13 protein-coding genes and 2 riboswitches are annotated in these 15,950 nt (G+C 56.2%); of the genes, 9 read left to right on the top strand and 4 right to left on the bottom strand.

Translation table 11 applies throughout. The annotated features are described in order from the left end of the window. Positions 1-141: 141 nt before the first annotated feature. Positions 142-1,212: a cytochrome D1 domain-containing protein gene (locus tag FNL37_RS11455; protein ID WP_013440988.1), complete on the top strand. Its 1,071-nt coding sequence runs from the start codon at positions 142-144 to the stop codon at positions 1,210-1,212. A 92-nt stretch (positions 1,213-1,304) separates the two neighbouring features. Here FNL37_RS11455 and FNL37_RS11450 read toward each other — a convergent pair whose 3' ends face one another. Both FNL37_RS11450 and FNL37_RS11445 read right to left on the bottom strand, forming a co-directional pair. Then, on the bottom strand, positions 1,305-1,868 hold the full coding sequence (locus FNL37_RS11450) for a pyridoxamine 5'-phosphate oxidase family protein (protein WP_159356273.1): 564 nt from the start codon (positions 1,866-1,868) through the stop codon (positions 1,305-1,307). A gap of 1 nt (position 1,869) precedes the next feature. After that, positions 1,870-2,331 carry an EVE domain-containing protein gene (locus FNL37_RS11445; protein WP_015829179.1) on the bottom strand — a complete coding sequence of 154 codons (462 nt, stop codon included), beginning with the start codon at positions 2,329-2,331 and terminating at the stop codon, positions 1,870-1,872. A gap of 139 nt (positions 2,332-2,470) precedes the next feature. On the opposite strand from FNL37_RS11445, the gene FNL37_RS11440 reads away from it, so the two are divergent. Continuing rightward, positions 2,471-2,830: a DUF2237 family protein gene (locus FNL37_RS11440; RefSeq protein ID WP_013440985.1), complete on the top strand. Its 360-nt coding sequence runs from the start codon at positions 2,471-2,473 to the stop codon at positions 2,828-2,830. Positions 2,831-3,122: 292 nt separating this feature from the next. Here FNL37_RS11440 and FNL37_RS11435 read toward each other — a convergent pair whose 3' ends face one another. Continuing rightward, entirely contained in the window at positions 3,123-3,428 is a 306-nt protein-coding gene (locus FNL37_RS11435) for a cell division protein ZapA (RefSeq protein WP_013440984.1), read from the bottom strand. Continuing rightward, complete coding sequence (locus FNL37_RS11430) at positions 3,425-3,655, bottom strand: hypothetical protein (RefSeq protein ID WP_013440983.1); 231 nt, start codon at positions 3,653-3,655, stop codon at positions 3,425-3,427. Before FNL37_RS11430 ends, FNL37_RS11435 begins: the two co-directional genes overlap by 4 nt. Before the next feature lie 86 nt (positions 3,656-3,741). Next, positions 3,742-3,957: riboswitch (cobalamin riboswitch) on the top strand. Positions 3,958-4,239: 282 nt separating this feature from the next. Between FNL37_RS11430 and FNL37_RS11425 the strand changes: the two genes are divergently transcribed. From FNL37_RS11425 to FNL37_RS11395, 7 genes are all read left to right on the top strand, one after another. Further along, positions 4,240-5,970 carry a TonB-dependent receptor domain-containing protein gene (locus tag FNL37_RS11425; protein WP_159356272.1) on the top strand — a complete coding sequence of 577 codons (1,731 nt, stop codon included), beginning with the start codon at positions 4,240-4,242 and terminating at the stop codon, positions 5,968-5,970. A gap of 97 nt (positions 5,971-6,067) precedes the next feature. Then, complete coding sequence (locus tag FNL37_RS11420) at positions 6,068-6,631, top strand: hypothetical protein (RefSeq protein WP_159356271.1); 564 nt, start codon at positions 6,068-6,070, stop codon at positions 6,629-6,631. 178 nt (positions 6,632-6,809) lie between these two features. Next, positions 6,810-7,015, top strand: a riboswitch (cobalamin riboswitch). A 107-nt stretch (positions 7,016-7,122) separates the two neighbouring features. Beyond that, on the top strand, positions 7,123-8,997 hold the full coding sequence (locus tag FNL37_RS11415; protein WP_159356270.1) for a TonB-dependent receptor domain-containing protein: 1,875 nt from the start codon (positions 7,123-7,125) through the stop codon (positions 8,995-8,997). Between the two features lie 120 nt (positions 8,998-9,117). Further along, positions 9,118-9,687 carry a hypothetical protein gene (locus tag FNL37_RS11410; RefSeq protein ID WP_013440979.1) on the top strand — a complete coding sequence of 190 codons (570 nt, stop codon included), beginning with the start codon at positions 9,118-9,120 and terminating at the stop codon, positions 9,685-9,687. Beyond that, positions 9,684-10,295, top strand: a complete 612-nt coding sequence (cobO, locus tag FNL37_RS11405) for a cob(I)yrinic acid a,c-diamide adenosyltransferase (protein WP_159356269.1) — start codon at positions 9,684-9,686, stop codon at positions 10,293-10,295. The genes FNL37_RS11410 and cobO overlap by 4 nt, the downstream gene beginning before the upstream one ends. Then, a complete protein-coding gene (locus FNL37_RS11400) occupies positions 10,289-11,578 on the top strand; it encodes a cobyrinic acid a,c-diamide synthase CobB (protein WP_159356268.1) in 1,290 nt (429 codons plus the stop codon). The genes cobO and FNL37_RS11400 overlap by 7 nt, the downstream gene beginning before the upstream one ends. Continuing rightward, positions 11,575-15,921, top strand: coding sequence for a cobaltochelatase subunit CobN (locus FNL37_RS11395; RefSeq protein ID WP_159356267.1), 4,347 nt, complete (start codon positions 11,575-11,577; stop codon positions 15,919-15,921). Before FNL37_RS11400 ends, FNL37_RS11395 begins: the two co-directional genes overlap by 4 nt. Positions 15,922-15,950: the final 29 nt, after the last annotated feature.

Raw genomic sequence — 15,950 nt, 5'->3', positions numbered from 1 at the left:
GCACGATTTTTGCATGGATGTCAGCGGCCCCGTGCAATGCCCCCAGGCATGCTGCACGGCAATGAACCTATGCATTTTGACGTTGCCTACAACAGATCATAAAAAGCACGTCAACCACCACGTAAGAAGGAGAGAGTCAGCATGAAATCTACCCCCCTCGTCATGAGGTTTAGCGCCACCTTGATCCTGGCAGCCAGCGGACTATTGGCAAGCCATGCGGCAATGGCCGACAAAGGTATCGCGTATGTGACCAATCAGGATGCCGGTGTCAGCGTCATTAATCTGGATACGCTGGAAACCAGCAGAACCATCGACATTCAGGGCAAGGCACCACGTGGCCTGGGCGTCACGGCGGATGGCAAGTTGCTCATCACCGCCAACAAGGAAAATGGCAATATCTCCGTGATCGATACCGCCACTGGCAAGCTGGTGCAGCATATCGACATCGGCAAAAACCCCGAATTTGTCCGCATCAAGGGCGACCTCGCCTTTGTATCCTTTGAGCCCAGCTCCAAAGGCGGCCCACCACCAAAACCAGGTGAACCCGCAGCCAAGGAAGATGACGATGATGATGACGAGCCAGCCCGCATCGCCATTGTGGATCTGAAAAAAGGCAAGAAAATCCGTGAGATTGTCGGCGGCCCGGAAACCGAAGGCATTGAATTCTCCAAGGATGGCAAAAAGCTGATTATCACCAATGAGGCTGACAACACCATCACCGTCCACAACATTGCCACAGGCAAGTTGCTGAAAACCGTCAAGACCAAGGAATACGGCGAACGCCCACGCGGCATCAAGGTTTCCCCTGATGGCAAAACCTATGTCGCCACCCTGGAGTTCGGCAACAAGTTTGTCGTGCTGGATGACAAGTTCAAGGTATTAAAGACTGTAGATACCGGCAAGGGTCCTTACGGCATCGCCTATGACCGCGATGGCAAGCACATCTATGTCGCCACCTCCAAGGAAAAAGCCCTGGAAGTCTACGATGCCAAGACCTACAGCAAGGTGAAGTCTGTTACCACCGGTGATCGTTGCTGGCACTTCAGCTTCACCCCAGATGACAAGCAGATTCTGCTGGCATGCGGCAAATCCAACGAAGTGGTGGTATTTGATGCGACGACGCTGGATGTCGTAAAACGCGTGACCGACAAGGATATGCCTTGGGGCCTGGTCACTTACCCTAAATCCATGGGTAGCCTGGATCAGCCTTAAATCACTGACTGGCAGTTTCGATCAGTACAAAAAAGCCCGCAATTGCGGGCTTTTTTCTTTTTCACGCTTGCACGCGAGGTGTGAAAAAGCGGTTAAATGGGATCAAACAGATCCGGGCCAAAAATCCCGGTTGGTTTGCCATCCAGACTGCGCTGGTTTTTGTCCTGCCAGTAACGTCGCATGCCTGCTTCGCCCTGTTTTTCTGCCCATTGCGTCAACTGGGTGCGCTGGCCCTGGTAACTGAACAAGGGCACGGCCATGCCGCACGAAGTCTGCACCAGATCAACTTTCAATATAAAAATCTGGCGTGTTCCCGGCAGCTGCTCAAAGCGGGCGGCCCAGTCATTCCAGGCACGGTCATGCGGATGCACCACTTGCGCTTGCCCATACAGACGCAAAATCAGCGGCTTGCCTTCAAACGCACAAAACATCAGTGTCATGCGCGGGTTTTCGAGCAGATGCGCAGCCGTTTCATTGCCGCTGCCCGTCACATTCAGCCAGGCCACGGTGTTGGCATCCAGCACGCGCAATGAATCCAAACCTTTGGGCGAGAGATTGACCCGGCCTTCCGGCGCGGCAGTAGCCACAAAGAACATGGGTTGCTGCCAGATGAACTCCATGTGCTCCTGGCCAAGCGCATCAAACTGCTTGCTCATGCTAGGCTTCCAGCAGCTTCATGATGAAATTCCATTCGCGCGGATCTACCGGGGTGATGGAAAGACGATTACCACGCTGCAGAATGCGCAGACTTTCCAGCTCCGGTGTTTCGCGCATTTCCTTCAAGCTCAAGAGACGGGTTTTACGCACCAGCTTGACGTCCACATTGAACCAGCGGGGATTTTCTGGCGTTGCCTTGGGGTCATAATATTTATGCCCCTCAACAAACTGCAACCGGTCAGGATAGGCAAGCCGGCTCACTTCGGCGATACCGACAATGCCTGGCTCGGCACAGTTGGAATGGTAAAACAGCACGCCATCGCCGACCTTCATCTGGTCACGCATGAAATTGCGTGCCTGATAATTACGGACGCCATACCAGTCCACCGTTTGATTGGGAAAACCGGCAAGATCATCAATCGACACATCGCCGGGCTCAGACTTCATTAACCAATATCGCATTTTTCTTCTCTATGACGTTCAGTTTTACGTATGATAATCCAACTCAATGGCGTAACGTCAAAGCCCAACCAGCTTCTCGGTTCTGCATTTCAAGATCGAGGAGTATACCCACACCAAGCACTGATACAGGAACTGCACCATGGCAAAAAACGTGTTAGGTACCCCGCTGCAATCCTGCAGCACTCAACCATTGACCGGCTTCACCCGTAACGGCTGCTGCGAAACCGGCCCCGAAGACACAGGCAGTCACACTGTCTGCGCGCAAGTCACTGAAGAGTTTCTGGCATTTTCCCAATCCCGGGGAAATGACCTTAGCACGCCACGACCTGAATATGGATTTGAAGGCTTGAAACCTGGTGATCGCTGGTGTTTGTGCGCCGCCCGCTGGCATGAAGCTGCAGAGGCAGGGTTTGCGCCGCCGGTGATCCTGGAAGCCACGCACGAGCGTGCGCTGGAGATTGTGAGTCTGGGGGATTTGAAATACCACGAACTGCGATAACCCAAACCAGCAGGATATCGCCATAAAAAAAGCACGGGGTTCCATTGGAATCACGTGCTTTTTGCAATGTGGGAGTTCCCCGCAAGCATCACCCAGGCCAGCATCCTGAACCAAAAGGTTCAAGTGGTAACAGCGTGGAACACATCAGGTACACCCACATTAGGAGCGCGCTCAACAGTGAATCAACACACCGAAACCGATGCCAAAGACTAGTTCAAGGAATTTATGACCTAAACAATACCGCAGGGAACAAACTGGCGCCATGACAGACATGGCAAAAGAAAATTTTTGATCAGAACAACTTGTTTTGCTCGGCAATCGCCTCGTCAATCTGTTCCTGCATGGACATCATTCTACGCTTCAAATCCCCGATGTCAAAGCCGCCGCTACGGGTAGTTAAAAGCTCATGCGCCATGTTGAGGGCGGCCATCACCGCAATACGCTCAATGCCAATCACCTTGCCGGTATCGCGAATTTCACGCATCTTGCGATCAAGATACGTGACGGCTGAAATCAATCCTTCACGCTCATCATCCGTACAGGAAACCTTGAACTCCCGCCCCATGATGTTGACATCAACTGCACGCACTTCGCTCATAGGCTACCTTCTGGCAATTGGCTTAACAGAGCCTCGATCCGGCTACCAGCCTTGGACATTTGCTCTTTCAAAAGGCGCGATTCATCACGGCTTTGGGCAAGCTCCTGACGCAATTGCAGATTCTCCGAACGCACGGCATGGTAAAGCTGCACCAGCTCACCTACCTTGTCTTCGAGGGCTTTCAGATCGGATTCCATATCGGCACTATAATTGTAAAAAGCTTGCATGGTCAACTGCTAACGAGCATTTTTGAAAGTATTACAACACGTTAAGTTTTAATCTCGCTTTGGTGAAATTTTTTGCATCCCGTATAATCCTATGCACGTTATCTGGTGCCCGATTTGCTGCTCTGCAAACCGGGTGAAACTGGGAAACAGGTGCGTTGACGATTAATCGAGCAACTATTCCTGTGCTGCCCCCGCAACGGTAATTACGTGCGGTTCATTCAACAAGCCACTGTGCACATGCATGGGAAGGCGAATGAACAAAACGTATAAGCCCGGAGACCGGCCCGATAGCTCACAAGCAGGCAATACCGCGGGGTGACGGTTTTCGCAGCGAATCGCAGATAACTTAATTTCATATTGCGCCTTCGTTCCGGATAGATTCAACAGCTTCCCTCACGGTATTCCCTTTTTATTTCTCGCATGCGGGGTCGCATGCACACAAAGGGGTATTCATGAACAAAACCATACTGGCAAGTACGATAGGCTTGCTGTTTACGACGGGCGCATACGCGGAGGCCACCTCCATTTACACCGATGAAGTCGTGGTCACTGCTAGTCGCATCGCAGAATCCCGCGAGAATGTATTGGCAGACGTCAGCGTCATTACCCGCGAAGAAATTGAGCGCGCCGGTCAATCCACTTTGGCAGAACTGCTAAGCACCCAACCCGGGATTCAAATAGAATCCAATGGCGGCCTGGGCGCCACCACCAATATCCACCTGCGCGGCACAGGTTCACAAGCGGTAGTCGTAATGATTGATGGCATGCGAGTCAGCTCAGCGACAACAGGAACCACCACGCTGAGCCAAATTCTGCCTGAGCAAATTGAACGCATTGAAATCCTGCGTGGCCCGGCATCAAGCCTGTATGGAGCAGATGCCATCGGCGGTGTAATACAGATTTTTACCCGACAGGGCAAAGGCGAACCCCGTCTGTCAGCATCTGCAGGTTATGGCAGCAACAACACACAACAGGCATCTGCGGCCTTGAGTGGCTCCGTGGGCGATACTCGCTATGCTGCGAGCGTCGCGTCGCTCACCACAGATGGTATTTCGTCATTCAGGACCCAATCCGGACGAGATCAAGATCACGATGGTTTTCGCAATCTGAGCTTTAATGGCAACATCAGCCACACTCTGGCAGAAGGTCATGAAATTGGTGCTCAGGTATACACATCAAATGGTCACTATGACTTTGACGGTAATGACTTTCCTGCCAATCAGGATTTGCGTCAACAAAGCTTTGCCCTTACCAGCAAAAACAAAATCACCGAATACTGGCAGAGCCAGTTCCGCATAGGCGAAAGCCAGGACGATCTTTACAGCGTCGGCAGTTTCGGCGTCAGCTCGTTGCGCACCAAGCAGCGCCAACACTATTGGCAGAATGACTTGCGCTTGCCATTGGGCACATTAACTCTTGCCTATGACAGACTAGAAGACAAGGTCGATGGGAATGGCAGCTACACCGTCGACAAACGGTTTAATAATGGCTACCTTGCAAGCTATCTGCTTGAGAAAAATGCCCATGCATTCAAGTTTGGCTTACGCCGAGACAATAACTCCCAATTTGGGGAACATACCACCGGGAACATAGGATATGGGTATCGCCTTAATGATTACTGGCGCGTGAATGGAAGCTTTGGTACAGCCTTCCGGGCACCGACCTTTAATGATTTATATCTTCCATTTCAGGATTATGGATTTGGCTATACCTATCAAGGCAACCCCAACCTTAAACCTGAAACATCACGCAATACCGAAGCGGCCGTTGTCTACGATCAAGGACATCACCGTATCAGCTTGACGGCCTACCATAACGAAATTGACAACCTGCTGGTGGGTACAAATGGCACCCTGACAGATTTTCCCAGCAATGTAGGCTCCGCCAAAATTAAAGGCGCCACATTAAGCTATGAGGGCTGGATAGAAAATTATCACCTGCGAGCAAGCGCAGATGTACAAGATCCACGGAATGAAGATACCGGAAAAGTGATTGCCCGTCGGGCACGTCAATATGGCTCTCTCTGGCTGGGGCAGGTATGGGGAAAGTTTGAGATCGGGACAGAAGTAATCGCCAGTGGCAAGCGCTTCAATGATCCTGAGAACCAAATCGTTATGGCTGGTTACACCCTGGTTAATCTCACTGGAAAATACAAAATCAATGAAGACTGGTCATTGAATGCAAGACTGAATAATTTGCTGGATAAAGACTACACCTTGGTAACAACCGCTACGACCTTCACCCCTACTGCACCACCGTACGGTACCCCTGGGACCAATCTCTTCATCAGTGTACGTTACTCGCCTTCAAAATAAAGTTCAGGCCCTTCATTTATGGAGGGTCTTTTTTTAAATCTACCAGTTTGAGGTTACAATCCAAGGCACTAAGCAAGCACAACGGAGTTTTGACGAAATGCCGCAGCACAACAAGCAGTCTTTCTGGGTGGGCGCTATCCTGATTCTTTTGATCATCGCCACTCGCACCCAGCATTTCGGCAATGATGTTTACCTGCCTGACGCCACGCTGGCGGTGCTGTTCATGGGCGGCTTGCTGATTACGAACACCGGTTGGCTGGGGCTGGCGCTGATTGCGGCATTTGGCATGGATGGGTATGCCATGGGCTGGCAAGGCGTGTCGGATTACTGCATGTCGCCTGGTTACTGGGGCCTGATTCCCACCTATGGCCTGGTATGGGGCGCGGGACGGTTACTGGCGGATAGTGACAAGCCATTTTCCATCTTGCCATTTGCATTGTTTGCCTGGGGCTCCACCAGCATTGCTTTTGTGGTATCCAATGCATTCTGGTTTGCGTTTTCAGACAAAGTGGATAGCCTGACCATTACCGAATTTAGCGTCCGCGTAGCCAAGTATTACATGCCCTATGTAGGCTACGCGTTGATGTATGTGGCGATTGGTTGGCTGGCAGCCCGTTTATTCAAATTGCGTATCGCCGCTCCCAGCCGCATATCGCTTTAATCTTTGTCGGGTAGCGTGTAGCGCCCCACGTCAGTCCATCAACATTCTCAGCCCGGCAATCTGCTGGGCTGCATGCATACAAGCTGGCAAAAAGTGTATCTCCAAACGCCTAACATTCGTTCCTCGCTTTTCCTCAACCGCATTTCCCCGCCTGTTTATTTTCGGCGACATCGCATATAATTCACGCAGTTGTTCAGGTGCCGAAGTCGCTATTCTGCGATGAGGTGAAACTGGGAAACAGGTGCGTTTTCACAAACAAACCCTGTGCTGCCCCCGCAACGGTAATTACGTGTGGTTGATCCTACACGCCACTGTGCATAGCCATGGGAAGGCGGATTAACAAAACGTATGAGCCCGGAGACCGGCCTGATGATTCAAGGGATTGCTGCGGGGTTGCAGCGTCACCAGACTCGCTTCAGCTGTTCTCCACTCTGTCTTGATTACCACGCCACAGGCGCAAGCGTTGCCGGGAACAGCATAAGGAAAATTCCATGCTTCACCGTTCTGCACTCGCCATCGCGTTTGCGCCTTTGTTTGCGCATTCATTCAATTCACTGGCGGCCGATACCACGCTGTCAGACATCGTCGTCACCGCCGCCCGCACCGAACAAAAAGTCAGCGATGCGCTGGGCGATATTTCCGTGATTACCCAGGATCAGATTCAGAAAGCCGGTCAGACGACCCTGGTGCAACTGCTCGCCATGCAGCCCGGCGTGCAGATCGTACAGAATGGCGGCACCGGCAAATCTGCTGATGTCTTTATTCGTGGTGCCAACGCCACACATACTGTGGTGCTGATTGATGGTCTGCGTGTGAACTCTGCCACGACAGGCACTACAGCACTTGAAAACATTCCACTCGACCAGATTGAGCGTGTCGAAATCCTGCGCGGCCCGGCCAGCGGCTTGTATGGCGCAGACGCCATCGGCGGCGTCATCCAGATTTTTACCAAATCCGGCAAAGGCAAACCGCGCCTGAATGCGAGCGTGGGCCTGGGCACCTATGGCAGCAGCAGCGCCACGGCAGGAATTGCTGGACGCGTAGAAAACACCAGTTTCAGCGTGCAGGCCGGCGCCAGTTCCACCAATGGCGTCTCTGCAATTGCGAATAAAACCCTGATCACGTATAACCCGGACGACGATGGTTACAGCAACCGCAATGTCTCACTCAAGCTGGCCCAGCACTTCAGCGAAAACCACGAACTCGGCATACAAGGTTGGTTGAACGAAGGCACCAATCACTACGATGGCGGCAACATTACCCCCCTCGCCAACCCTAGAAACCGCTTTGATTTTTATGGAAACCGCCGTCAAAACCTGGTCTCGATTTACAGCAAAAATCAGTTCACCGAAAACTGGCTGAGCAATTTCAGCGTCGGCCAGAGTGAGGACAATCTGGAGTCATTCAGCCCCAACACAGCCAATACCCTGAAAGTCCGTTCGCTATTCAAGACCACGCAGACGCAATATGCATGGCAAAACGACATCACCACGGATATAGGCTTATTTACCCTGGGTGCCGAGCGTCGCGAGCAAAAAGTGGAAGGAACCACCACATTTGCCAAGGATGAACGCAATATTCAGTCATATCTGACGGGCTGGCAGTACAAACTCGGCAGTCATCAATTTCAGGCCAACGCTCGCCTGGATCAGAATTCGCAATTTGGGGATAAAACCACCGGCAGTCTGGCCTATGGTTACCAGATCAACGCGGAATGGCGTGCACACGCCTCCTATGGCACCGCGTTCAGTGCGCCTACATTCAATCAGCTATATAGCCCTCTGCAATCTGGATTTGTTGGCAATGCCAACCTCAAGCCCGAAGAAGCCGAGAACCGCGAAGTGGGTCTGCAATATACGCAAGGCCATCATCGTCTGGGTGCCATTTACTACAAAAACAATGTCGATGACCTGATCGTCAACACTCGCGTCGGGACAGTATTAACCCCGCTCAATGTTAACGAAGCCGAGCTCAAAGGATTGACGCTGAGCTATAACGGCAACTGGGACCGCACACAAGTGTATGGCAATGCTGACTTCCAGCGCGCGGAAGATGCCAATACCGGCAACTGGCTGCCACGCCGCGCCCGTGAGCATGGCGCGCTGGGCTTAACCCAAACGTGGGGCGACTGGCAATTTGGCAGTGAAATCGAAAGCTCCGGCCATCGTTTTGATGATGCTGCCAACACCAATCGCTTGAGCGGTTACACCCTGGTAAATGTGTTTACCAATTACCGCATCAACCAGGACTGGTCAGTGAATGCGCGCGTCAACAATCTGTTTGATCGCGAGTATGAGTTGGCACAGAACTACGGAACCTTTGGTACTAATCTGTTTGTCACCCTGCGTTATTCGCCTGCGCTTTAAGGCGAGCAAAGAGCAGCGGCAAAACGATAGGCCATGCAAGAGGCAATGTTAAGGGAACATTTCATTTAAAATATTGAAATGTTCCGTTTCTTAAATACTTTAACCAGAAGGCAATCTCTCATGCTTAACCTCACCAAACAGCAACAGCTTATCGTCGGCTTACTGCTCGCAGCACTCATGATCATGACGCGTGGCAATCACTTTGCCAGCGTCAACCATCTGCCCAGCGCATCCTGGGCCGTCTTTTTCATGCTGGGCGTTTATCTGCGCCCAATGTGGGTATTTCCGGTTTTCATGGGCCTCGCCGCCGGTCTCGATTTCGCCTCAGTCAGCGCCAGTGGCGGCAGTGATTTCTGCACCAGCCCGGCTTATGGCTTCCTGGTACCGGCTTACGGCACCCTGTGGCTGGGCGGTCGCTGGTTCGCCAAGCACTACAGCTTTGCCATCAAATCCCTGTTCACATTGAGCGGCGCTGTGCTGGTCAGTAGCTTTATCTGCCACCTGTTCTCCAGCGGTGGTTTCTACTTCTTCTCTGGTCGCTATGCCGATCCATCACTGATGGAGTTCCTGCCACGCCTGACCAAGTACTATCCATCTTCCCTGCAAACCCTGGCGTTTTACATCGCCACCGCCGCCATCATCCACATCGTGATCAAGCTGGTGCGCGCTGATGCCAAGCAAGCCGCATGAGTGAGCAAGACCTGGGGCTGAACCAGCGCCATGCCGATCGCATGGCGCGCAAAAAAGCAGTGGTCGATGCCAAGATTGAGGCCGCCCGGGTAGAGCGCGGCCTGTTGCTGGTGAATACCGGCAATGGCAAAGGCAAATCCACCGCAGCGTTTGGTCTGCTAGCACGCGCGCTGGGGCATGGGCAGCGCGCGGTGGTGGTGCAGTTTGTCAAAGGCCGTTCCGACACCGGCGAAGAGGCCTTTTACCGCAACCAGCCAAATGTTACCTGGCATGTCATGGGCGAAGGCTTTACCTGGGAAACGCAAAATCGCGATCGCGATATTGCCGCTGCCAAACAAGGCTGGGCCCAGGCGCAGCAAGCCATGCAAGATAGCAGTGTCGGCGTGGTGATTCTGGACGAGCTCAATATCGTGCTCAAATACCATTACCTGGAGCTGGCCGATGTGCTGGCGGACATTGCCGCGCGGCCCGCCATGCAGCACGTGGTCGTCACCGGCCGGGCGGCACCGCCAGAGCTGATAGAGCAGGCCGATACCGTCACCGAAATGAATATGGTGAAGCATGCCTTTAAAAATGGCGTGCAAGCCATGCCGGGGGTGGAGTGGTAGCGGCGGCCTGCCCGGCCCTGCTGGTTTCCGCCCCGGCATCCAATCAGGGCAAAACACTGGTTACCGCCGCCCTGGCCCGCGCCTGGCGCGATAGTGGCTTGCGGGTGCGTGGTTTCAAATGCGGCCCCGACTTTCTTGACCCCATGATCCTGGCGACCGCCACCGGTCATCCCGTTTACAACCTCGACCTGGCCATGAATGGCGAGGCCGATATCCAGGCCAGGCTGCATCAGGCCGCGCTCGATGCCGATGTGATCATCATTGAAGGCGTAATGGGGCTATACGATGGTGCGCCATCCAGCGCCGATATCGCCGAGCGCTTTCGTATCCCCGTCGCCCTGACGGTAGATGCTGCTGGCATGGCGCAGACTTTTGGCCCACTGGCAGCCGGGCTTTATCGCTATCGCCCGGCGCTGATTCCGGCAGGTGTCATCGGCAACCGCACCGGTAGCAGCCACCATGCGGATTTATTGCGTCAGAGCCTGCCAGCCGATATTCCATGGCTAGGCGCCTTGCCAAAATCCGACAACTTTTCATTGCCAGAACGCCACCTCGGCCTGCATCGCGCCGACGAGATTGAGGATCTGGAGCAACGCATCAGCGCTGCAGCCCAGGCCCTGCTGGCCTCGCAGCCCGATGGCATCTTGCCGCTACCCCCGGCTACCGACTTCGCTGCGCCAGCCCACACCCCAGCCGATAGCTTCCGTCCGCTGGCGGGCAAAACCATCGCCATCGCGCGCGATGCGGCCTTCTGTTTTATTTATCCTGCCAATCTGGATTGCCTGCGCGAGTTGGGCGCCCGCCTCGAATTTTTCTCACCGCTACATGATCAGGCGCTGCCCGCCGCCGATGCCCTGTGGTTTCCTGGCGGCTACCCCGAGATACATGCCGCCACACTCAGCGCCAATGCCGCCATGCGCGAGGCATTGCAACTAGCCTGGCAAGCGGGCATGCCCATGCTGGCCGAATGCGGCGGCATGATGGCACTCAGTGACGCGATTGATACCACGCCGATGTTTGGCCTGCTGCCTGGCAGCACCAGCATGCAGCCGCGCTTTCAGGGGCTGGGCGTGCAGTTTGCCGACTTTGCCGATGGGCGCCTCAACGCCCACACCTTTCATTACTCCCGCATGGAAACCACCTTGCCACCTATGCAAAGCGCCATCACCCAGCGCGGAAAACCCGGCGAAGCCATCTACCGCCATGGCAGCCTCACCGCGAGCTATTTGCACTTTTACTTCCCCTCCAACCCACAAGCGGCCGCCGCCCTCTTCACCGCATGATGGCCCGGCTGCCTGCTTACACTCTTGGCGGCCTGCTGCTTGCGGCATTCACCCTTTCCAGCCCGCCTGCTTCCGCTGCCACGCTGTTCGGCATCGTCTCTGATCGCACCGCACCGGCAGTAGCCAATGCGGCGCACGTGGTACTTGCCAATAACGGCAAGGATAAAATCCTGCTGCGCACGCAATCGCAAGTGCTGGCGGCGGACGACAAAACGCTGGATCGCTGGCTGAAAAATGCCGATGCCGTGATGGCCATCGCCGTCTATGGCGAAGCCGCGCAACGGCTGCAAGTCCGGCTGGATCGCGCTGGCAGTAGCGATATCCGCAACTTCATCGCACTCAATGGCGAAAGCGGGCTTTCCATGCGCAGCCGCTTTGCTGGCGAACCCGTCAGCCGCTTCAAGGATGCGGCAGCGCTGACTCTCACCCAGAACAATCTCGCCCCGGAGATTGCCAGCGCCGCGCGCAACCATCCGGCGGCGGCACAATGGCTGGCCATGCATGATCTGTGGCAAGCCGGTGGCAGTGAAAACCAGGCCGCCTTCATCCGCTACTGGCTACACCCGCGTGGCACAGCGCCATTACCCAAGCCGCAGCCTGCCATGGTTTACCGCTTGCAGGGCAAGGAAATCGCGCCAACGGCCCTGCGTCTGAATGCCGCACCGGTACTGGTGGTGCTCGACCTCAATACCAGCGACCCGCAACCCGCTGATGCCATCTGCCAGGACAGCGCACGCCGCAAACTGCAATGCCTGGTGCTGATGGCGCGCTGGGGCGAAAGCTCGCGCGATGCCATCGCCCAGCTGAAAACCCTGGTAGCCCCAGCCAAGCCTGCCGGGCTGGTAGTGCTGCAGGATTTTGTGGTCGGCGCCGCCGAAGGGCGTGAGGCCGTCACCAGCCTGCTGTCGCAGCTCGATGTGCCGGTCTACAAGGCCATACGGCTCACCGACCGCACCGCCTCGGCCTGGCAGCTTTCGGAGGATGGCCTGCCGATCAACTCGGTGCAATACCGCGTGGCCATGCCGGAGATTCAGGGCAGCTCGCAACCTATCGTGGTCGCGTCCGCTGGCCCCGCCACGCTGGACAAACAAACCGGTGTGGAACTCAAGCTGCCACAGATGCTACCCGCCGAAATCGGCTCGCTGGTGACGCGGGCTATACGTTGGCAAGCCTTGCGCGACAAACCGAATGCCGACAAGAAAGTCGCGCTGATTTACTACAACCACCCGCCAGGCCGCCAGAATATCGGGGCCGATAATCTTGATGTGCCCGCCAGCCTGTTTGACATGCTGCATGCGCTGCAACAGGCGGGCTACACCACCGGCGAATTGCCAGCCTCGCCCGAGGCGCTGCTCGATATCATGCAGCAACGCGGCGTTAACCTGCCGGAAGACAACGGCGCCCTGGCCGAGATGCAGCAGCACGTCACCAATATGGATGCGGCAAGTTACCAGCGCTGGTTTGCCACCCTGCCCGCCGCCGTGCGTGGCGAGATGACGGAAGGCCCGCTCGGAAGATTGCACGCAGATATCGTCGCCGCGCAACAAGCCGGAGAAATCGCCATTGGCCGCACGCGCCTCGATAAAGCCATGCATGAGCTGTGCCACCTGCTGGAAGGCGCGGACCATCCCAAGCGCAATGAAGCCTTGCGCCAGCTTGCCGCCCTGCAAACCGGCTACGAGCAATGCCTGGATCAACACACCGACTGCAACAAGCTCACTGAGGACAAATCCCGCCTCGCCGCGCTGGGTATTGAAGGCCTGCGCGGCTGGGGTCAGCCACCGGGCAAGGTCATGGTGCATAACGGCAACATGCTGATTCCCGGCATCCGCTTCGGCAATATTTTTATCGGCCCGCAACCGCCACGCGGCTGGGAGGTGGATGAAGAATTGCTGCATGCCAACACCACCATTCCGCCACCGCATCAGTACCTGGGTTTTTACCACTGGCTGCAAGCCGATTTCGGTGCTGATGCGCTGGTGCACATTGGCCGCCATTCCACCTATGAATTCCTGCCCGGCAAGGCCGTGGGCCTCTCGGCCAATGACTACTCGCGCCTGATCGCGGGCGATCTGCCCGGCATTTATCCGTATATCGTCGATGGCGTGGGCGAAGGCACGCAATCCAAGCGGCGCGGGCTGGCGGTGATGATAGATCACCTGACGCCACCGCTCACCGCCACGCCGCTGTATGACCGCTTGCTGGAACTGCGGCAGGTAGTGGAAACCTACGAATCCTCCAGCTCGGACACCATGAAAATCGAAGCCGCCCGTGAAATGCGGCGGCTGGTAGAAGCCCTGCAACTGCGCTCGGAGCTGGAAGCCAGCATGGCCGATGTGCTGCAGGTGCGCGGCATCGGCTTTGAACAGACGGACGATGATTTGCTGGCACATGAAGTCGGCCATTACCTGACCAAGCTGCAGGAGAAGTTCATGCCGCATGGCCTGCATATCTTCGGCCGCCCCTGGTCGGAGTCGTCCTTGCAACTGATGCTGAACTCCATGGGCCGCGGGCAGGAGCACAAGGTGAGTGAGGCCACGCGCGATGCACTTGCCGCCTCGCCGGGGCTGGAAATGCATGCCTTTTTGCATGCGCTGGATGGCGGGTTTATTGCGCCGGGCAAAGGCAACGACCCGCTGCGTTCGCCAGAATCATTGCCCACTGGCCGCAATTTTCATGCGCTGGATGGCGATGTCTTGCCCACGCGCCTGGGCTTTCAGATGGGCGCCGCCATGGCCGACAAGGTCAAGCAGCGCGACAGCATCCAGGATAGTGAAGGCGTGATTCTCTGGGCCTCCGATGCGGTGCGCGATGAAGGCGTGATCGTGAGCTTTATTCTGCGGCTGATGGGCACCGAGCCGGAGTGGAATGCGCGCGGCATTGTGCAAAAAATGCAGCTCACCCCCGGCGTGGCGCGGCACGATGTCATCGTCACCACCTCGGGGCTGTTTCGTGACCTTTACCCCAACCTGATGCAGTGGATAGACACCGCTGGCCGCATGGCGCTCGCGGCCTCGGCAACGCGCATACGCCAGCAGCACCCTGAACTCAATGATGCGCTGGATGCCGCGCTGACTCCGCTGGGCGAAGCCCGGCAGGAAGCCGGTGAATCGCTGGAGAGCAATGGCGTGGCACTGCATTGGCTGCGCCGCACCCAGGCACTGGCAACCCAGGGTATGCCGCTGGCGCAAGCCGGACGTGAAGCCGCCTGGCGTATCTTTGGCGATGCCCCCGGCGCCTATGGCACCGGCATCAACCGCCTCACCGAGCGCTCCGGCAGCTGGAAAGACCGCAGCGAACTGGGCAACGCTTACCTCACCCGCATGGGCCATGCCTATGGGCTGGATGCCCAAGGCCAGCCCGCGCACGCTGTGTTTTCCACCGCGCTGGGCAGCATTGCCAACACCTACCATGGACGCGCATCCAACCTGTATGGCCTGATGGATAACAACGATGCGTTTGATTATCTGGGCGGCCTCTCGCTGGCTACTGAGCAGGTCACCGGCCAGCGTCCGGCGGCGCGCATTCTCAATCACAGCGATCCCAATAACGTCAGCGACGATCCGCTGGAAACCGCCCTGCTGATGGAAATGCGCGGCCGCTACCTGAACCCGAACTGGATACGCCCGCTGATGGATCATGGCTATGCCGGCGCGCGCACCATGGGCACCGAGTTCATGGAAAACCTGTGGGGCTGGCAAGTCACCCGGCCCGATATCATCAAGGACTGGGCCTGGGACGAAGTGAAGCGCGTGTATGTGGACGATGGCCTCGGGCTGGGGCTGGATAAATTCCTGGAAGACAAGCACAACGCCCATGTAAAGGCGCAGATGCTGGCGATCATGCTGGTTGCCGCGCAAAAAGGCTACTGGCATGCCGATGACGCCACCGTGCGCCAGCTCGGCAGCCAGCTCACACAACTAGTCAGCAAAAACGGCCTGCCCGGCAGCGGTCACACCGCGCCCAATCACCCCATGTGGTCGTGGCTCGCCGGCCACCTCAGCAGCCAGGATAACCAAGCCTTGCAGCAGGTATTATCCAAAGCGCGCGGGGACGGCCTGAATACCTATGGCCCCACTGCACAGGCTGAGGCCAACGCTCCGCGTCTGCCGGATGCGACACCAGAACCCGAGCCAGTGAACGCCAACAAGCCGGCCAGCAAGGCCGCGCAAAAACCGGCGCCCGCTGCCAAAACACCTCCGGCGCCGGTGCAAGCCGCACCCACCATGTATGAAGTCGCGGTGAAATCCGTGCAATTGCATCTCGGGTGGTGGTTGCTGGCGCTGCTGCCTGCGCTGGGTCTGGGTATCTGGCTGGGCATGCGCAAGCAACCGCAGGCTTGATCGGTGGGATATACAACGCTGACGATGAC

Source organism: Methylovorus glucosotrophus, from assembly GCF_009858335.1.
Classification (GTDB): Bacteria; Pseudomonadota; Gammaproteobacteria; order Burkholderiales; family Methylophilaceae; genus Methylovorus; species Methylovorus glucosotrophus.
The sequence above is the reverse complement of the archived record's forward strand: the minus strand, read 5'-3'. Positions and strand labels throughout refer to the sequence as shown.